Here is a 20,126-nt window from a genome sequence, read left to right as displayed (position 1 = left end):
CAGTTCAAACAACGAATTTAACGAATTGAGAACTCAGCTATTCGAACTGTGTACGCAGCGCTAAACGCGCCTAGCTCTGTGTAAACGGCTTGCAAACCGCTCATGACAGCTGGGACGGATTTACACGCCAGATGGGCAGCGGTGCCAGCCAAGCCTAAGGCACCATCGGCGGCAACCGGATCGACCATGTTCGGCAAGCGATGGCCCTCTCCTACCCGATCATGCAGACGAATCTCGCCCGAACGCGGGCATCGATCAACATCTCGCAAGTCTTGCCGGTGCTGATGAAGCTGGTGCAGTAAGTGGTGACGATTCTGGGGGGGAAGTCTCGCTGTCGGGGCGCCATTGGAGGCGCTGCACGTTCGCTGGCGTTCGGTATCGCCGCAGCGCTTGGCGCAGTGCGAAGCTTCAGGCGGAGATTCCGAATAGGAAGTCTGCAGACTGGCTGGCCAAGAATCAGAGCAAGCTTCTGGCGGCGCTCGGCCATACACATGAATACCTCGCTAAGCGACTGAACACGGCAATGCTGCGATACGAAACACTCATCTGAAAACGGGGTGTAAATGGTTGCCGTGCTGTCGCGCATCACTGAGTGACCCTGGAAACGGCGCGATCACCGCATGGCAGCACGCAAGACCTCGATCCTGCGCAACACATTCAGCACGTAACCCTTTTCGATAACCGAACCATGATGCCCGTCGCAGAAGCGCTCGCCGCGTGCGCACCAGGTCAACATACTCTGGATGTCCGCCAAACTGGCCTGTGCGATGCAAGCTGGGTTTTCGATCATGACCGCGGCGCCATGGTTGAGGTAGTCGAAGTCAGTCCAGCAATCCTTGCCCACCGCGCAAAAGAAATCGGTCACGACCTCGGCGTACTCAGGCCAGTAGGTGCCTTCGCGGACGGTGTAGGTCTTGATGGCAATGCCGCCGGGGTAAAGCCGTGGCAAAAACGACAGGAGTTCATCCATGTCCTCGACCTGCAGCACGGGTTCACGGGGTGAGCGTGCGTCCTGCGGCCCGCGCATCAGCAGCAGATTGCCTGACGGCAGCTCGGGGGTGAATGCCCGGACGTAGCCGTCAAAAGCCTCTACCTGCTGGCGGGTCAAGTTGTGGTCCTTATAGTAGTCCACGTCCTTTCTGTAGCGGCTGAAGGCGACCGAATGAGCGCCATGGGCGAACAGCGAAACCAGCGCCGCGCACTGCATGAACCAATAGATATCAAGCGAATCGGTCGTCGCTTTGGAAGAACTCAGGTCGAGGGCTTTCGAATGCAGAGCCCGCGCCAGCTCATGCCCCTGCTGGCGGCATTCATCCGTCAGCACTTGCGGATAATATTTTTGAGCGTGGCCGACGAATGCCAGATAGCGGCTGCGTAATGCCTCATATTTGCGGCCGAGCGGCGGACACCCTGGCGGCGGCTCGTTCAAGGGCTGCGGCGCCTCGTAGGCCGGCAGCCAGCTCAGATTCTGTTCCACAGGGGAAGGCGTGGGTGGCGCAGGCTCCTGCGCAGGACCCCGCCCAGGGTCCGCGGCAGGTGGTTCAAGTCGTGGCTGGCGAGCCAGCAAGCCTTTGAGTCGACGAAGCCAGTGCATCAGAACACCTCGAGAGTGAGCGCTCACGTGACAGCGGTCTGCTGCGAACGCTGCGCGAGAAGGTGGCGGGCAGTGCCGGCGTTCAGGTACGTGCCAATCAGTTCCGCCAGTTCTTCGGGCTTGAGCTTCCTGTCATCCCGGCAGAACTGTATCAACTGCAACTGAACCCAGCGTTTTTTCTTAATCACTTGAGCGTTGGGCGCGAAAAAAGAACCTGAGGTTACTTCGGGCAGCGGGGCGTCGTCTTCGAGCAACACGTTGAGCACCAGGCCATTGCCGAGGGTCAGGCCGAAATCTGCCACATGCTGGATAGCCAGCGGCGCTTTGAGGTTGGCGAAGACGAAGTGATCCGGTGTGAGCTTCAAGGCGGGGATGCGAGCGCGCATGACCAGGCGCAGTGTCATCGGCAATAGGCAGGCCATCAGCACGGCAAGGATCGCACCGGTTACATAGAGTATCTGCGGTTTGCCATTGGCCAACTGTGGATGCAGGTACCCCACGGCAAGCAACGCCAGCCCGGTCAGCAACAGGGAACCGAAAACCGCTGTGGCGATTATCCCCCGCTTGCGTGCCCCCTCATACAGGAGCACATCACCGCTGACGTTACCCGCGTAGGTTTTCAGCTCTTCGACGACCGCAGCGTCTTGGGTGACATAGTGCGAAAGGAAATCTTCGGTGAGGCGCGCCCGGACACTGGATGGATCGGTGAAGAACCGATCCATTGCAGCACTGGCCAGTACCGCGTCGATCGGGTGGGTGCTCCTCTTCGCCGCGTCTTCAACCGTCACGTGCAACGAGGCCAGTCGCTCGCCGTTGGAGGGGTGGGTGTCGGATGGGTGCGGAAGTTGAACGGCCAGTTCGTCTTCGGACAAGGTCAGTGCCTGCTCGCTCAAGGCCTGCAGCACGGCCCCCGGCAAGTCTGTGGGCAAGACATAACCTGGCACGGGATTGGTCGCGCTGCCGACATGCCCCCAAACCCGTTCCTGAAGCAGCGGATCGATCGCCGAAATACGCAACAGTGCCGACCCAGCTGCCTCGTTGTCGGCCATGCGAGCCCCCGCAGCGTCCGCAGCAAGTTCCCGTACGCGACTCCAGTGATTCACAGCGTGGTCGAAACTTTCCATGAAGTGCAGCCCCAGCATCAACGCCGGGCGAAGGATCGTGCGCTGAAGCAGATCGCTGCTGAGCATTGTCTGGAAAATCGACTGCAGGCTGCGGCTGATACCGTCGTAGATCGGCAGAAAGCGCAGGCTGTATTCAGTATCGGCGCCAGCGAAATGCGCCAGCTCATGACCGATTACCGCGCGCGTCTGCGCGTCATCGAGCAGGCCCAGGTACATGATCGGCACATGCAGCGTTCGCCCTGAGAGGTGTGCGTCGCTCGGCAGCAGACTGACGTCGCTGGAAGTAACGTAAAAACCGTCGGCCATCCCGAGCACGATGTGATCGGGCTGCAACGCGCCGAGTCGCTGCGCCAGCTCGCGCACGATGTCCCACAGCAGCGGCGCTTGTTGCGGCGTCACAGCGTGCCCAAGGACGACCATGCCCGACGGCTCGAACATGTGCAGCATGACCTTCAGCTGCTTGGCCATGGTCCAGATCGAATAGAGGCAGACGAGACCAGTGATAAAGGCGACCGCCATCAATTTGAACTCACCGGCAGACATTCGGCCGACGTGCCACAACCCCAGACCTTCGAACACCAGAACGGCAGCAACTGCGGCGGTCATCGCAACGATGTGCCCGACCAGAAGGAACGGGAGGATGCGGCTGATGAGGGTGAAGGTGTGAAGCAATCGCTTGCGCGACTCCAAGGCTCGCGAGGCGGCCCACCCCAGGGCCAGGAGGCCGAGGGTACCGACCAGGGCGGCCAGCAGGCCCAGGCCGACCACACTCCATGCAATGCCGGTCTTGATCCGTTCCAGCGACAGCAGTTGGAGGATGTCGTGCTCGGCTTCGCCAACGCGGCTCAGGGCCAGCTCCACGCCCACTCGCTGGTCGTTGATCTCAATCCATCCATTCTTGTTCTTGCTGGCCATTTCCCGAAGTTGCGGGAGAAGCTCGGCGAGCTCTGCCTGATCCTGGACCAGACGACTCCCATTGTCGGCACTGCGTTGCAACTCCCACGCGCCAAATAATCCGAGGAACAGAGGCAACAGGATCAATACGGCGACAAGCTTCATCTTTTGCATCGTGCGACACCTTACAAACGGTGCATCGCCGCTGAAGGAACACGGCGAGCAGAACTTCCCTTTAACAAAAACTCCGAGGTTTTCGCGCTCCTGCACACCGTCGGCAGACGCGAGCGCAGACGCAATGGACCGCCGCGATGTGACAGGCGGCGTTATACCCGAAATGCCTTTCTTTCAGTACCCCAGCATGCCGCGAATCGGGTGTGGTTCACACGATGACCTCCGCTCAGTTGCCATCATCGATTCGCCACGTAAAACACAAGTTGCAGTGCACATTCATTTTCACCACCCACATTTCAGGTGAACCGGATCACTTTTTTAACCTTTAGTTTTGTGCGTGAGAGGGATCCAAAAAAAACCGAAAACCCCCTGTTTATAAGGTTTTCACCGGGTTCTACAGGCCTCATCCGGGTTAATAATGGCTTTAAGGCATCATTGCGATGTGTATCAAAAACGAGAAAAACTTGCCGCCTGTAGGAACTTTCCTACTCCAAATGATGCCTGAGCTGACGCTGCTGGCTAGACAATATTGGTTTGCTAGCACCCCACTTTCACCTAACGTGCGGGGCGATTTCGTGATGCTGTAGGTCCGGGATCGAACGTGTCGCAAAGGTGTGCCGGTTGAGAAACACGTAGCCCTTCTCGTCGCCCTGCTGAGGTTGCGAGGGTGTTGCAGAAAAGGGTTCAAGGACGATGTATCGATGACTCAGACGTTCGATGTAGAAGCATTGATCAAGCTGCGAAGCCAGACACGCGCCATCTCAGATGTGCTCAAGGCCCAGGCTTCGGATTACCTGGCCACGTTGTCTCTGCTGATACGTCCGCAAACGTTGTTCGGCGAATACCTGCAAGGCGCACAGCGCAGCAGCGGGCGTGAGACGCAACATCACTTCAAAGAGCTCAAGGGGTTGTACGACAGAATTGGCGCGGCGTCTCCGTTCCAGTTGGTCAGCGAACTGGAAGTGCCTTTGAACCTGATCAGCACCACCCCCGAATTGTTTCCGCTCGAATACGACAAGGTCCTGCAACCCAGCGGACAGACCATTCGTATCACCAGCCCAACGCGCTGGGTGGTCGGTTTCAACTCGTTCGATCTGGCGCGATTTCGCAAGGTGATCCAGGACCCGAACCGCAGCAGTGCCGAGTTGTATCGCTTCGTCGTGCACTACCTGGTGCTGTTTTACTGCGTCAGCAAATCGCCTGGCCTGGGTCGCTTGTTCGAAGGGCTGCGTTTCCCGGTCAGTTTCGAGCGGTTGAAGGATTTCGGCGACCTGCCCTTCTGCGTGATCAGCTCGCCGGTGCGCTCGACGCTGCCGGACGACTCGGTCATTCGCAGCAGCACCCAGATCGCAGGCAACGCCAGCTTCGAAGAGTTGGTGGGCCACGACAGCATCATGGAAATGAAAGATGAGATTCGTCAGCGCCTGCTGATGACGATCGAAGGACTGTAACGCGTCCGGCCCATCGCCGGGCCGACACGCAAATGAATTGCAGCGAGTTACTCGCACAGGAGATCACGATGGCGAAGAAGGAAAGTACCCAGCACAAACTCGACCGCGTACGCGCCCCTCGGGTTCATATCACCTACGACGTGGACATTGGCGACGCTCAGGAAAAGAAAGAGCTGCCCTTTGTCGTCGGCGTGCTGGGCGATTTCTCCGGCAACCCGCTGGAGCCTTTGCCAAAGCTCAAGGACCGCAAGTTCATCTTCATCGACCGCGATAACTTCAACGGTGTGCTCAAGGGCATCAAGCCGCGCCTGGCCTATCGGGTCGACAACACCCTGGCGAAGAACGGCACGCAGCTGGGCGTCGAGCTCAACTTCAACACCCTCGAGGATTTCGAGCCGCAGAACGTCGTCAAGCAGGTGGAACCGCTGCGCAAGCTGCTCGAGGTTCGCAATAAGCTGGCGGACCTGCGCAACAAGATGGGCGGCAACGACAAGCTTGAAGAGCTGCTGATGGACGTGTTGCAAAACACCGAGAAGCTGAAAACCCTGGGCAAGGAATTCGGCCGCGAAGCCGCTGCTCCTGCCACCGATGCCAAAGAGTAAGCAGGAGCACGACGATGAACGATAAACAAACCGTGGCTCAGCAGGATGCCGATCTGGTGGAAGTGGAAAACTTCGCGCCCCAATCCTCGCTGCTCGACAGCATCATTTCCGAAAGCCGTGTCGCCCGCTCCGAAACCGAGCGCACCCGCACCCGTGACCTGATCGGTGAGCTGGTCGGCCAAGTCCTCGAAGGCGAGGTGACCCCGAGCAAAGACCTGATCGCCGTGCTGGACGCGCGGATCGCGGAAATCGACTCGATGCTCTCCGAGCAGATGAACGAAATCATGCACGCCCGCGAGTTCCAGCAGTTGGAAGCTTCCTGGCGTGGCCTGAAGTACCAGGTCGATCAGACCGAAACCAGCACCACACTGAAAATCCATCTGCTCAATGCGTCGAAAAAAGACCTGGTGCGCGATCTCAAGGCCTCGTCCGAATTCGACCAGAGCGCGCTGTTCAAGAAGATCTACGAAGAAGAGTACGGCACCTTCGGTGGGGCTCCCTTCGGCATGCTGCTGGGCGATTACGAATTCAATCGCAACCCGGAAGACATGTACCTGCTCGAAGAAATTTCCCACGTTGCTGCGGCCGCCCATGCACCGTTCATTTCCGCGGCGTCGCCGGAGCTGTTTGGCTGGGACTCGTTCACCGACATGTCGGGCCCGCGCGATCTGGCGAAGATTTTCGACACCGTCGAATACGCCAAGTGGAAGTCCTTCCGCAACTCGGAAGATTCCCGTTACGTCGGCCTCACCCTGCCCCATGTGCTGGGTCGTCTGCCCTACGGGCCGGATACCACCCCCGTCGAAGAATTCAACTTCGTCGAAAGCGTGGACGGCCGCGACCACAACAAATACCTGTGGATGAACGCCGCTTATGCGCTGGGGACCCGGGTCACCGACGCCTTCTCGCGCTACGGCTGGTGTGTAGCGATTCGCGGCGTCGAGGGCGGCGGCCTCGTCGAAGGCCTGCCGACCCACACCTTTAAGACCGATGATGGCGAAATCGCCCTCAAGTGCCCGACCGAAATCGCCATCACCGACCGCCGCGAAAAGGAGCTGTCGGACCTGGGGTTCATCCCGCTGGTGCACTGCAAGGGCACGGACTACGCAGCGTTTTTCGGCACTCAGTCGACACAGAAACAAAAGCAGTACAACACCGACATCGCCAACGCCAACGCGCGCCTTTCCGCGCAACTGCAGTACATCTTCGCGACGTCGCGTATCGCTCACTACATGAAGGCGATCATGCGCGACAAGGTTGGCAGTTTCGCTTCGCGCAAGGATGTCGAACTGTTCCTGAACAAATGGCTGTCCAGCTACGTGCTGCTCGACGACACCGCCAGCCAGGAAGCCAAGGCCAAATTCCCACTGCGTGAAGCCCGCGCCGAGGTGTTCGAAGTGCCTGGCAAGCCGGGCGTCTACAAGGCCGTGACGTACCTGCGCCCGCACTACCAACTGGATGAACTGACCGCGTCTCTGCGGCTGGTTGCCGAGTTGCCGCAGTCCACACGCGGTTGATCGATGCCGTTGCCAGGGAGGCAATATGAGTAGCCAACACAAGCTGTTGCCGTCACTGCTGGATCGGTTGCTGGACGACCGTCCGCACCAATCCACCGAAGCGTCGTCGCAACGGCTGTGTTCGCTGGCCGATTACAAGGCCAGCATCGTCCGCGACCTGGAGATCCTGGTGAACACTCGCCAGTCCCTGGTGGCGGAGGAGCTCGGCGGCTTTCCCCAGCTGGATGGCACGATTCTCGACTACGGCATGCCTGATTTCACCAGCAAAAGTGTGCTCGACCCTGAGGATCGCCTGCTCATCCAGCGCCAGCTGGAAAAGGCGATTTCGGTGGGAGACCGACGTTTTCGCAGCGTGAAGGTGCAACTACTGGCACAACAAACCGGCCAACGCATGCTGACCTTTCGCGTGGACGCCGTACTGCGCCTGCAGGATGTTTCGCGTCAGGTTTCGTTTGATGCGGTGCTGCAAGTGAACACCCAGGAATACAAAGTACAGAACCTCAACTGATGCTCGACGATCTGCTCCCCTATTACGAAAAGGAACTGTCGCACCTGCGCTTTCTGGGCCAGGAGTTCGCGAGCCAGTACCCGAAAATCGCTTCACGGTTGCTCATCGACGGCGATAACTGTGAAGACCCGCATACCGAGCGTTTGATCGAGGCGTTTTCGTTTCTGGCTGCCCGTGTCCACAAGAAACTGGATGATGAGTTTCCCGAGATCGTCGAATCGTTTCTCGAGGTGCTTTACCCGCATTACCTGCGCCCTACTCCGTCGATGTCCATCGTTGAATTCAGCCTGGGCAAGCACGAGAAGGTCACCGAAGCCTACCGGGTTGCCCGCCATACCGAACTGCATGCCAATCCGGTTGACGGCGTGGTGTGCAAATTCCGCACCTGCTACCCCGTGGAGCTCTGGCCAATCACGGTGCAGCAAGCCTCCTTCGTGGAGATGGAACGCTCTGCCTTCAACGGCCACAGCGCCGACCTGGTTGCACGATTGCGCCTCGGCCTTGCTGCAACCGGCGACACCCTGTTCGGGCAGATGGAAATGGACCGTCTGCGCTTCTTCCTCGACGGGGAAAGCACGCTGATGCTGCAGCTGTACGAGCTGCTGTTCAACAACCTGGCCAAGGCGACCATCAGCTTTCAGGAACAAGGGCGGAATCGGGAGGTGGCCCTGCCGCTCAATGCGCTCAAGGCCGTCGGTTACGGCCTCGACGAAGGGCTCGTGGACTATTCGGAGCGTTCATTCCTCGGGTATCGGCTGCTGCATGAGTACTTCACCTTCCCGGACAAATTCATGTTTTTCGACCTGTCCGGGTTCGGCCGAATCCTGGCAGGCAAGGCGCTTGACCGGATCGAGATCAACTTCTACTTCTCCGACTACGACCTGAACGATCGTCTGGCGCGCCTGACGCAAAACATCGGCCGTGCCAATTTCAAGCTCAACTGCACGCCGATCATCAATCTGTTCCGCCAGCAGGCCGAGCCGATCAAGCTGACGCACGCACAGCACGAATATACCGTGAAGCCCGACGTACGCCTTCAGGCTTCGGCTGAAGTGGTGTCCATCGATCGAGTGCGTCGCGTTAAGAAGCTGGGCGGGGTCGATCATGTTGCGACCTGTCACCCCTTCTTCGATCCGCGGGCCGATCATGGCCCTGGCGACAGCTTCTGGATTGCCAGGCGTCGACCGGTGCAAACCGTGCAGAGCGAGGGGACGCACATGTACATCCGGGTCGTTGACCGGGATCTGGAATTGATCGATTCCAACAACGACACCCTGAGCCTGCAATTGACGTGCAGCAACCGCGATGTGCCGCTGATGCTGCCCTTCGGCGGCGAGCGCGGGGACTTCAACATTCCGGCAAACGTGGTGATCCAGGACATTCGCTGCCTGCGCAAACCCACCGCCTCGGTCCGCGTGCCGCTGGGTAACGGCGTGATCTGGCGGCTGATTTCACACCTGTCGTTGAACCACATGTCGCTGGTGTCCAAAGGGCGTGACGTGCTGCTGGAACTGCTGTCCTTGTACAACTACCGCAACACGTCGGCGATCCGTAAGCAGATCAACGGCATCGTGTCGGTCGGCAGCGAGCCGGTGGTCGCTCGCATTGGTCATCCGCGGCCCAACTTCGTTCGCGGCGTGGGCATCACCCTCACCTTCGATGAAAGCCAGTACACCGGCAGCGGCGTGTTCCTGTTCGGCATGGTGCTGGACCATTTCTTCGGCCAGTACTGCTCCATCAACAGCTTTACCCAATTAACCCTGCGCACCTTGCAACGTGAAAAGAGAGTGGTCCAATGGCCTCCGCGAACCGGCGATCAACCCCTGGTCTGATTGATCAGGCACGGGCTGAGCCGCACCGATTCGAGTTCTTTCAATTGGTGCGTTTGCTCCGCCTGCATTACAGCAGAAACGGGCGCATGGACCTGCAGACGCGGCCCCATGAGGATCCGCTGCGCTTCCGCTCTCAGCTCTCCCTGAACTTCCCCGCCAGTGAAGTCAGTGACCTGAAATTCGAGCGCGAGGGGAAAGTCTCGTCCGCCGGTTTGCCGCTGTCGGAGGTGCAGGTCACGTTCATGGGGCTGGTCGGCCCTTCCGGTGTCTTGCCGCGCCCGTATACCGAATTGCTGATGGAACGGCATATCCAGTACCGCGACGACGCCGCACACGCTTTTTTCGACCTGTTTTCGCACCGCATGACCACGCTGTTCTACGAGGCGTGGCAAAAGTACAAGTTCTACATCGAGTACGAGCGCACCGGCAGTTCGAACTTCGACCGGTATCTGCTCAACCTGGTGGGTTTCGGACCTCAAGCGCAAAAGCAGAAGTTCGGCCCCGGTGGCTCGCCGCTGCGTCGTGAATTGTTCAGCTACTTCTCGGGAATGTTCGCGCAGAACCCGCGCAACGCCCTCAACCTGCAGGTGATGCTCGGCTTTTATTTCTCGCTGCCGTTCAAGGTGAGCCAGTTTGCCGGACGCTGGCTGAAGCTGGATGTCAGCCAGTGGACCCAACTGGGCCGTAAGAACGCGGTGCTCGGGCAGAGCGCCGTAGCGGGCAACCGTGTCTGGGATTACCAGTCATGCGTGCGGATTGAGATCGGTCCGTTACAGCTCGCGGATTACCAGCGTTTTCAACCGGCCACCGAGGACTACCAAAAGCTGGTGGAACTGGTGCGTTTCTACGTGGGCGCCCAGCTGGACTTTCAAATTGCACCCACCCTTGCGCGTGAGGCCGTGCCCCTTGCCCGCCTGGGTCGCCAGGGCAATGTCGCGCTGGGGTGGCTGGGCTGGCTCAAGCGTCCGGACGTCGAAGTCGAGCCTTCCCGCTGCGCCGTTTTCAATATTCCTTTCGATGGGGTCTCCCTGTGAACCTGAAGTCGCTGTTCGCCAAGCTCAACGAAACCAGTCGCACGGCCACGGAAGGCGCTGCCGCGCTGTGCCTTGCCGAGCATCATTACGACGTGGAAGTCGAACACCTGTTGCTGCAACTGCTCGAAGGCAGCGACAACGACCTGCCGGCCATTCTTCGTCATTACGATGTCGTACCCGAGCGCCTGCAGGCGCAACTGGTGACAGCACTGGGCACGTTCAAAAAGGGCAACACCCGCACGCCCGCCTTGTCCCCGCATATTACCCGCATGATCGAGCAAGCCTGGCTGCTGGCGTCGATCGAGTTCGGTCAGAGTCAGATCCGCACGGGCTACCTGATCCAGGCGCTGCTGGATGACGATGAACTGCGCCGCGTGATCGTCGGCTCGGCCATCGAACTGGAAAAAATCAACGCCGACGACCTGCGAGTCAATCTCGCCGCCCTCGTGGAGTCCAGTCCTGAATCGCGTCTGGCCAAGCCACTGAGCCCATCAGAGGCAGCGGCCAGCCGTCCACTCGCCGGCAACGGCAAGACCCCTGCGCTGGACCAGTACACCGTCAACCTCACGCAGAACGCCCGCGAAGGCCGGATCGATCCGGTGCTGGGTCGGGAATTCGAAGTGCGCCAGATGGTGGATATCCTGACCCGTCGTCGGCAAAACAACCCGATCCTCACGGGCGAAGCCGGCGTGGGCAAAACTGCCGTGGTCGAGGGCCTGGCGCTGCGCATCGTTCAGGGCGACGTGCCTTCGGTGCTGAAGGACGTGGCGATCCACACGCTGGACCTGGGCCTGTTGCAAGCGGGCGCTGGGGTCAAGGGCGAATTCGAAAACCGTTTGAAATCGGTCATCGAAGAAACGAAACGCAGTCTTCACCCGATCATCCTGTTCATCGACGAAGCCCATACCCTGATCGGCTCCGGGGGCCAGGCCGGGCAGAACGACGCCGCCAACCTGCTCAAACCGGCGCTGGCCCGCGGCGAACTGCGCACCATCGCCGCCACGACCTGGGCGGAATACAAGAAGTATTTTGAGAAAGACGCCGCCCTCGCCCGCCGCTTCCAGGTGGTCAAAGTCGAAGAGCCCGACGAGGAGAAAGCCATTCACATGCTGCGTGGCCTGCTGGGCAAGATGCAGGCGCACCACAAGGTCAGGGTGATGGACGAAGCCTTGGTGCAGGCCGTCCGCCTGTCCAATCGGTACATCACCGGGCGTCAGTTGCCGGACAAAGCCGTCAGCGTGCTGGACACAGCCTGCGCACGCGTGGCGCTGGCGCAGTCTGCCCAACCCGGCGCACTGGAAGATTGCAAGCGGCTCATTGAAAACCTGGAGTCGGAAATCACCGTCCTCACCCAGGAATCGTCACGGGGCAGCGACCATACGCGCCGCCTTGCGGCACTCGACGACGAGCTCAAGGCCGCTCAGCAACACCGTGAAGCCCTCCAACAGCAATGGCAACGCGAGCTTGAGCTGGTCGATAAGCTGGCACAGGCGAGTGAACACGAGGCGCCGGACGCGAACGAGATTGCTGCCCTGCACGCTGAGCTTGGCACGGTTCAAGGCGAGCAACCCCTGGTGCATGCGCTGGTCGACGGCGGCACCATCGGCGAAGTGATTTCCGGCTGGACCGGCATTCCCCTCGGCAAGATGCTGCGCGACGAAATCGAGACGGTGCAACGCTTGCCTGCGTTGCTGGGCGAGCGCGTACTGGGCCAGGACCACGCGCTGCTGGAGATCGGCAAGCGGATCAAGATTTCCCGCGCACGCATGGAAGATCCGAACAAGCCCATCGGCGTATTCCTGCTGCTCGGCCCCAGCGGCGTCGGCAAGACCGAAACCGCCCTGGCGCTGGCCGACACGCTGTACGGCGGCGAGCGCAATGTCATCACCATCAATATGTCCGAATACCAGGAAGCGCACACCGTTTCCAGCCTGAAAGGCTCGCCGCCCGGCTATGTCGGTTACGGTGAAGGCGGCGTGCTGACCGAAGCGGTGCGGCGCAAGCCCTACAGCGTCGTGCTGCTCGATGAAGTGGAAAAAGCCCACCCCGACGTGCTGGAACTCTTCTTTCAAGTATTCGACAAGGGCGTGCTCGACGACGGTGAAGGCCGTGAAATCAACTTCCGCAATACCGTGATCATCCTGACGTCGAACACGGGCACAGACCGGATCATGCAGTGGTGCCTGAATGCCGCCGAGCAGCCAACGCCCGAGCAGATCGTCGACGGTTTGCGCGACGAGTTGAACCAGGTGTTCAAGCCCGCGTTCCTGGGCCGCTTGTCCATCGTGCCTTATTACCCGGTGCAGGACGCGATTCTGCAACGCATCGTGGCCTTGAAGCTGGAGCGCATTCGCAAGCGTTTCGAACGCAACCACCAAGCGGTGCTTGGCTACGACGACTCACTGGTCTCGGCCATCGCCGCCCGTTGCACCGAGGTCGACAGCGGCGCGCGCAACATCGACAACATCCTGTCCAAGACGCTGATGCCCGAGCTTGCACAGCACGTGCTGGAGCGCATGGCGCAGGACAAACCGATCCAAAGGCTGGACATCGAACTGGGCAGCGATGGCGATTTCGCCTACCGCCTCACCTGATTCGAGCATTCATAGGTAGTAGTCATGAATATGCACAACATGGAACGTGCCGGCGCGAGCTGGGCGAAGGGGCTGACTCTTCTGGCGATGCTGCTGGCGTTGACCGCCTGTGGCATCACCGAGCGGGCTGGAAAGCGGGTCGACGACACTTGGGCGGGCGACATGCTGTTCGGCGACAAAGAGAAGGTGATTCTGACGTCCGACGGTGGCAATCAGCTGAACCCCGATGAGTCGGGCAAGCCCTTGTCGGTGGTGCTGCGGGTTTATCAGCTCACGGCGCTCGAACGCTTTGCGTCCACCGACCCCGATTCGTTGTGGAGCGACCCGCAGAAGGCGCTCGGCAACACCTTGATTGACAGCCAGGAAATCACCCTGCTCCCCGGCATGGGGCAGAACAACCAGTGGCCTTTGAACAAGGCCACCGGGTATGTCGGCGTCGCCGCCTTCTTCCGCTCGGAAGAAAAGAGCCAATGGAAAGTCGCCTTCGACGCCAACTCGTTGCGCAAGGACGGCATCTGGTTCTCATCCGATGGGCTGAGGGTGCTGGTGGACAACAACCAGGTCGTGGCCGTGCGCGGCGCCGATGTCCTGCGCCAGACGCCGACGCAAGCCCAGATCGCCGGTACCAACACCCTGCCGCAGGCGCCGGGCACTCCGACGGTCGCGCAAAAGGTACAGGACGCGGTGGTGCAGAAAGCCGAGGACACCGCCGTCGACTCCGCGCAGAAAGGCATGCAGTCAAAATTCGATTCACTCCTGGAAGGCGTTCATGAGTAAGCAGAGCCGTGTGATGTGGTCTGAAGGCATGTTCCTTCTGCCGCAGCATTTTCAGTATCAGGACGAGTTCCATCAGCATCAGCTTGCCGAATCGACCTTGCGCAGCACGCCTTTTCATTGGGGTGTCCAGGCGTTGCAGATCGATGAAGAGGCATTGGCCAACGGTTCGCTGCAGCTCAAGCGTCTCAAGCTCGTGTTCCCTGATGGCAGCCTATTCGACGCGCCCCAACATGACCCGCTTCCAGCGGCGAGGGACCTGAGGGAATTGCTCAAGGGTGATGATTTCAAGGTCTATGCAGCGTTGAAACTGCCCGAGCCGTTCGGCTTGAACTACGTCGAGGACGGTCAGGAACAGAAGAGCGCGCGACGTTTTCGCAAGCAGTTCGACACCCTGCCCGACCTGAACGAAGGCGATCTTGAAAACGAAATCACCAGTCTGCGGCTGAACGTGGTCATGCTGGTCGATGGCGACACCCTGGACGGCTACACCTATTGCCCGGTGGCTCGACTGTCACGCAATAACATCGGTGGCTTCAACCTGGACATGCACTTCGTGCATCCCACCTTGCATGTGGGCACTCACGAGACGTTGATCGGTCTGGGCAAACGCCTGCTGGGGGCGCTGCAATCCAAAAGTAAGGCATTGTCGGGCCGCCGTCGCGAGCGCGCCGACCAGATCGCTGAGTTCGGCTCCAGCGACGTCACCCTGTTCTGGCTGCTCAACACCGTGAACCGCGCTTACCCGGCGCTCGCTCACCTGCTCGCGCACCCGCGCCTGCATCCGGAGCGCCTGTACCTGTTCCTGGCTGAGTTGGCCGGTGGCCTGTTGACGTTCTCGCTCGACATGGAGCTCAACAGCATTCCCGAATACGACCATCACGATCCGGCCGCCTCGCTGGTCAAGCTGGACGAGACGATCCGGGTATTGCTGGATAACGTCATCCCTAACCAATGCATCATGATCAACCTGACCCAAACCAAGCCCTCTTACTGGCAAGGGCAGTTGCATGATCCGCGCCTGGTCGAAGCGGACTTTTACATTTCCGTGCACGCGGACATGCCTGGGGCCAGCCTTCTGGAGCTGGTGCCACGCGCCTTCAAGATCGGCTCTCCGGAAGATATCGAAGTTGTCGTCAACAGCGCCATGCCGGGTGTCACGCTCAACCATTCCACACGCCTGCCCAACGCCATTCCGGTACGGCTGGACAACCACTATTTCTCTATCGAGCCGCATGGCCGGGTCTACGAACGCATGATGAACGCGCAGGCGATCTCGTTCTACGCACCCAGTGCCTTCACCAACCTCAAGCTTGAACTGATGGCGGTACTCAAATGAACGAAGCCGTAATGCAAGGCGCAACGACCGCCACTGCCGCGAAACCCACCTTGAAAGACCTCGTGCAAGACTTCATCAGCATGGCGCTGATCGTACGTCGCGGCCGTCAGGTCACGTCGATCAGCGCCTTCGAAGCCAGCGTCGACGGTTTCTTCTCTCAACTGGAGCGTGACGCGCGGAGCGCCCAATACAGCGCCGATCAAGTCAAGGACACGCAATACGCACTGTGCGCGTTTCTCGATGAAAGCGTGCTGCGCTCGGGCGAAAACGACCTGCGCCGGCACTTCGAGATGTCACCCTTGCAGTTTCGCTATTTCGGCGTGGCCCTGGCCGGCGAAGGCTTTTTCGAGAAGATCGACGCGTTGCGCGCCGACGTGAAAGGCAACATCGATGTGTTGGAGGTCTACCACCTCTGCCTGGCGCTGGGTTTCGAAGGCAAGTTCCTGTCCGAAAAGGATCAATTGCGCTACCTGGCCAACACCCTCGGCCAGGACATTGCGCGGTACCGCAAGACACCCAAAGCGCTCTCGCCCGATTGGGCGCTGCCCGATCAGGTTTCGCAGATGCTGCGGCATGAAGTGCCCGTGTGGATCTATCTGGCGCTCATTGCGCTGGTCTGCCTGGGCGTCTACCTGACGCTGGACTGGCTGCTGGGCAAAGACGTCGCCGTCCTCTCAGAACACATCAGCCAGTTGTTCAGTGCCTGAGCAATGGTCAGGTAACCGAGTCAGGAAGACATGAAAACATTACTCCGTGCATTAAAAAGCTTTTGGTTCATCGTCATCGCCCTATGGCTGGCGAGCCTCCTCGTCTGCGCGCTCGTCGCGCCTCGCGTACAGTGGTCGCGCGATCACGTGCTCGAAACCATGGCGATCGTCAGCGCTTTCTATCTCTTGATCATCGTGCTGCGCCAGTACAGGCGTATCCGCACCGAACACAACCTCGAAAACCTGGTGCAGATCGAAGTCGATCGCTCGCTGAAATCGAACGGCGAGTTCCGTGACCAACAGGTGCTCCGGGACAGGCTCAAACATGCCATCGCCATGTTGCGCGCCGACCGTTCCGCCGGCGGTGGCGGCTCTTCGGCGCTGTACGACTTGCCGTGGTACTTGGTCATCGGCATGTCGGCGGCGGGCAAGACCTCCCTGCTCACCCGCTCAGGCCTGTCTGCCAGCATTGCCAGCAGCCAGAGCGACAACGACAGTGGCACGCAGCACTGCGATTGGTATTTCAGCCCGGAAGCGGTGTTGATCGATACGGCCGGGCGTTACCTGCACGATGACCAATCGGCCAGTGAGTTCGCCGCATTCCTGCAGTTGGTGAAAAAACAGCGCAAGAAAGCGGCGGTCAATGGCTTGGTGCTGGTCGTCAGCTTGCCGGAGCTGTTGTCGGCCACGGTCGAAGAGCGCGAGCAGATGGCAGCGCAACTGGTGTCGCGGATCGAAGAGTACACCCGCTGCCTGGAGGCCAACCCGCCGATCTATCTGATGTTGAGCAAGACCGACCAACTGCCCGGCTTCAACCAGGCATTCGACGGTCTGGACCTGACTGAACGTCAGCAGCCGTTGGGCATGACGTTCGGCCAGTCGGAGATCCGCAACCTGGGTCTGCGTGCCGTGCTCACCCGCAAACTGGAGAATTTGTACGGCGGCGTTCAGCGTCACGTCGACACACAAATGACGCGTCTGGGCGCGGAAGCCAACTCTGCATTGCTCAACTTCCCGAATTACTTCGCCCAGATGCCGAGTGTGCTGGAGCAATTTCTCAAGCCCTTCACCGAGCCAGCCAGCCACGGCAACCCGCTGTTGCTGCGCGGTGTGTATTTCACCAGCGCGCTGCAGACCGATCATCAGCTGTTTCCGGTCTATGAGGACGATCTGGCCGAGTCGTTTGCGCTGCAGCCTGACCAGGACGCTCTGGCCCTCACCGAAGGGGTGGGCAAAAAGATCAGCGACCGCAGTTACTTCATCACCGATACCTTCCGGCGGGTCATCTTCGCGGACCGTGATCTAACCCGCTATCAGTCGCGTACGGGGCGCGACACGTCGCTCAGCCCGGCCGTGATCGCGCTGGCGGCGCTCGCTGGGCTTGTTTTCGTTGGCTGGCAGGCGCTGGCCTTCCAGAACAACCGGGCATGGATCGCGGCGCTGGAAGGGAAAATCAGCGATCTGAATGCCGCGCCGGACCGCGACCAACGCATGGCTGCGGGCGAAGGCCTCGAATTGCTTCGTAATGAGCTGACGCTGATTGAAAAACACCGCGCCAAGGGCGTTCCCCTGCAATTGAGCGCGGGCCTGTACCGGGGCGACGATATTTTCGCCGCCGCCGAGGCTGCCTACCTGCAGCAATTGCGCAGTCAGGCGCTGGAGCCGGTGGCGCTGGCACTGCAGATGCAGATGCGCGCCTTCAATGAATTCGCCGAATCAATGGAGCCCCAGAACGATCTTGCCGCAACGGGTAAGGCCAACGTCAAAACCGCCAAGGGCCAGAAGCTGATCGACCGTGGCATGCAGGACCTCCGCGCCAAGGCAGGCAAACCTTCGCTGAGCAGCATCCCGCGCTCCGTCGGCGACGCAGGCAATCGTCTCAAGGGTCTGGCCAAGGGCGCTGCCGGCAAAGCCCGCGACGGTGCGCTGGCCGACTTGCGCAACCCGGCCACCGCCAGTGATGCGGCCGAGGTCTCGGCGACCACCGGCGGGCTGTCGCTGTCCGAGGAAATGCTGGGACGGCTGGATGAGCAACAAGTGGCATCGATCATCGAATCCTACAACGCGCTCAAGCTGTACCTGATGCTGACGCAGCCCGCTGCTCACCCGGATCCGGAATTCGTCAGCGCCGCATTGCCGGTCGCATGGGCCAGCACTGCGACGGAGGCCAGCCCTGTCAGTGACGAGGTCATCCAGGACAACGTGCCGATGTACGTGCAGTTGCTCAAGAACGGTCAGGCCCCTGCCCTGCCTCGCAACGAGCAATTGGTCGACAGCACGCGCAAAAGCCTGAAGGCGTTCATGATTTCCAGCTCGCTGGTGGACCGCGAGTACCTGCGCCTGCAGTTGGAATCCAGCCGTCAGTTCCCGGCCATCAGCCTGAACGATCTGGTGCCGCTGCCCGGTCGCCAACTGCTGTATGGCAGCGAAGCCGTGCCGGCCATCTTTACCCGTCAAGGCTGGGACGGCTTCGTCAAGCCGGAGCTGATCAAGCTGGTGTCCGGCAACCTGCGCAACGAGTCCGACTGGGTGCTCGATGGTGAAGGCGGCGACAGCATTGTCCAGAAAGCCAACTTCGTGCGTGAATTCATGGCGCGCTACAAACGTGACTACGCCCAGGTGTGGTACGCCCTGCTCAACGGGGTCGGCATTCGGCACTTCACCGACATGGCGAACGCGACCGAACAGTTGTCGTTGCTGAGCGACGTGCAGAACTCGCCTGTCAAACTGCTGCTCTCGGCCGTCAATGACAACACGCGCTGGGACCTGCCGGCTCCGCGCGAGCCCCAGGCACCTGGCACCGCACCCCAGGACAGTTTTTGGAGCAAGGCCACCGGCCTGTTCGATGGTCCGCAGAAACCCTCCGCAGCCATGCTCTCGCCATTGCCGTCGATCGACGACGGCAGCCTGGCGAAACGCTTCGAACCGGTGTCGCGGGTATTCGCCGCGCAAAATTCGGAAGGCGCCGACAGCACCATCATGGATCGCTATCTGGCGGCGCTGCGCAAGCTCAAGGTGCGGATGAACAACATCCAGCGCTCGCAGGATGTGGGCAAGAGCAGCAAGCAGCTGATCAGCGAAACCCTTGAAGGCCAGCCTAGCGAAGTGACCAACGTGCGCAACTACGTGGAAACCACTGTCGACACCAGTCAAGGCGGCCTGTCGGCGTCGCTGCAAGGGTTGTTCAGTCTGCCGATCCAGTTCGCTTGGGAAACCCTGCGTGATCCGGCCGGCCAACAGATTGCCAAGGCCTGGGCGCAGCAGATCGCCAAGCCCTGGGAGCAGGTCATGGCCCACCGTTATCCGATCGCGGCGGGCAGCCGCAATGAAGCATCGGTCAAGGACCTGCAGCGTTTCGTCGACCCGGAATCCGGGCTGCTACCGAACTTCAAGCGCAACGAAATCGGCAACCTGTCCGGCGGAGAAGGCCTGGGCATGAGCAGCGGCGCCAAGGCCGTGCCGCTGGTGAACCCGAACATGGTCAACAGCATCGACAAAGCGAGCTCGCTGGGCGAGGTCATTGCCAGCCTGTCGGACAAGGAAAATGGCTTCGAGATCATGCTGGAGCCGTCGGCCAACTTCACCGACATCATTTTCACCCTGGACGGTCAGGAGCAGCACTACCGCAACGGCAAGACCAGCTGGAGCCGCTTCTCATGGCCAGGCAGCACCACTGCTCCGGGCGCTCGTCTGGATGTGGTGACCCTCTCCGGCGAACGTATCACGGTGTTCGATTATCCGGGGCGTTGGGGCTTGCTGCGAATGAACGACAGCGCGCGCGTGGTCGATCTCGACGGCATCCAGCAGCGCTTCAGTTGGAATACCGCCAACGGTCAAGTGAGCCTGGCAGTGCGCAACTATGGCGGCGTCAAACTGACGGACCTTGCCAACGTCAAAGCGCTGAGCGCGTTGAACGCTCCAGTCAATGTCGCGGACGGACGGACCAAGTGAACCACAGCGCCTCAAACCCAAGGAGCGGTCG

At 60.2% G+C, this 20,126-nt stretch carries 13 protein-coding genes; 11 read left to right on the top strand and 2 right to left on the bottom strand.

Annotated elements, in window-relative coordinates:
- Nucleotides 1-613: 613 nt before the first annotated feature.
- Entirely contained in the window at nucleotides 614-1,477 is an 864-nt protein-coding gene (locus tag DBP26_RS04705; protein ID WP_108236720.1) for a DUF6508 domain-containing protein, read from the bottom strand.
- A 140-nt stretch (nucleotides 1,478-1,617) separates the two neighbouring features.
- A complete protein-coding gene (locus DBP26_RS04700; RefSeq protein ID WP_108236721.1) occupies nucleotides 1,618-3,786 on the bottom strand; it encodes a M48 family metallopeptidase in 2,169 nt (722 codons plus the stop codon).
- A gap of 701 nt (nucleotides 3,787-4,487) precedes the next feature.
- Here DBP26_RS04700 and DBP26_RS04695 point away from each other — a divergent pair.
- The 11 genes from DBP26_RS04695 to DBP26_RS04645 all read left to right on the top strand — a co-directional run bounded on the left by DBP26_RS04695 (nucleotide 4,488) and on the right by DBP26_RS04645 (nucleotide 20,095).
- The gene (locus DBP26_RS04695) at nucleotides 4,488-5,237 is read left to right on the top strand and encodes a hypothetical protein (protein WP_108236722.1); all 750 of its coding nucleotides are present in this window, start codon (nucleotides 4,488-4,490) and stop codon (nucleotides 5,235-5,237) included.
- A gap of 68 nt (nucleotides 5,238-5,305) precedes the next feature.
- Nucleotides 5,306-5,839 carry a type VI secretion system contractile sheath small subunit gene (tssB, locus tag DBP26_RS04690; protein ID WP_108236723.1) on the top strand — a complete coding sequence of 178 codons (534 nt, stop codon included), beginning with the start codon at nucleotides 5,306-5,308 and terminating at the stop codon, nucleotides 5,837-5,839.
- A 14-nt stretch (nucleotides 5,840-5,853) separates the two neighbouring features.
- On the top strand, nucleotides 5,854-7,356 hold the full coding sequence (tssC, locus tag DBP26_RS04685) for a type VI secretion system contractile sheath large subunit (protein ID WP_108236724.1): 1,503 nt from the start codon (nucleotides 5,854-5,856) through the stop codon (nucleotides 7,354-7,356).
- A 25-nt stretch (nucleotides 7,357-7,381) separates the two neighbouring features.
- Nucleotides 7,382-7,864, top strand: a complete 483-nt coding sequence (gene tssE / locus DBP26_RS04680) for a type VI secretion system baseplate subunit TssE (protein ID WP_108236725.1) — start codon at nucleotides 7,382-7,384, stop codon at nucleotides 7,862-7,864.
- Complete coding sequence (gene tssF, locus DBP26_RS04675; protein ID WP_108236726.1) at nucleotides 7,864-9,696, top strand: type VI secretion system baseplate subunit TssF; 1,833 nt, start codon at nucleotides 7,864-7,866, stop codon at nucleotides 9,694-9,696. Before tssE ends, tssF begins: the two co-directional genes overlap by 1 nt.
- Nucleotides 9,660-10,730 (top strand): type VI secretion system baseplate subunit TssG, encoded by a 1,071-nt coding sequence (gene tssG, locus DBP26_RS04670; RefSeq protein WP_108236727.1) that lies wholly within the window; start codon nucleotides 9,660-9,662, stop codon nucleotides 10,728-10,730. Before tssF ends, tssG begins: the two co-directional genes overlap by 37 nt.
- Nucleotides 10,727-13,324, top strand: coding sequence for a type VI secretion system ATPase TssH (gene tssH / locus DBP26_RS04665; RefSeq protein WP_108236728.1), 2,598 nt, complete (start codon nucleotides 10,727-10,729; stop codon nucleotides 13,322-13,324). The genes tssG and tssH overlap by 4 nt, the downstream gene beginning before the upstream one ends.
- A 24-nt stretch (nucleotides 13,325-13,348) precedes the next feature.
- Complete coding sequence (gene tssJ / locus DBP26_RS04660; RefSeq protein ID WP_108236729.1) at nucleotides 13,349-14,101, top strand: type VI secretion system lipoprotein TssJ; 753 nt, start codon at nucleotides 13,349-13,351, stop codon at nucleotides 14,099-14,101.
- Nucleotides 14,094-15,437 (top strand): type VI secretion system baseplate subunit TssK, encoded by a 1,344-nt coding sequence (gene tssK, locus DBP26_RS04655; RefSeq protein WP_108236730.1) that lies wholly within the window; start codon nucleotides 14,094-14,096, stop codon nucleotides 15,435-15,437. Before tssJ ends, tssK begins: the two co-directional genes overlap by 8 nt.
- Complete coding sequence (icmH, locus tag DBP26_RS04650; protein ID WP_108236731.1) at nucleotides 15,434-16,144, top strand: type IVB secretion system protein IcmH/DotU; 711 nt, start codon at nucleotides 15,434-15,436, stop codon at nucleotides 16,142-16,144. The genes tssK and icmH overlap by 4 nt, the downstream gene beginning before the upstream one ends.
- Before the next feature lie 30 nt (nucleotides 16,145-16,174).
- The gene (locus DBP26_RS04645; protein WP_108236732.1) at nucleotides 16,175-20,095 is read left to right on the top strand and encodes a type VI secretion protein IcmF/TssM N-terminal domain-containing protein; all 3,921 of its coding nucleotides are present in this window, start codon (nucleotides 16,175-16,177) and stop codon (nucleotides 20,093-20,095) included.
- Nucleotides 20,096-20,126 lie beyond the last annotated feature (31 nt).

Source organism: Pseudomonas sp. RIT409 (assembly GCF_003052515.2).
Taxonomy (GTDB): domain Bacteria; phylum Pseudomonadota; class Gammaproteobacteria; order Pseudomonadales; family Pseudomonadaceae; genus Aquipseudomonas.
The sequence above is the reverse complement of the archived record's forward strand: the minus strand, read 5'-3'. Positions and strand labels throughout refer to the sequence as shown.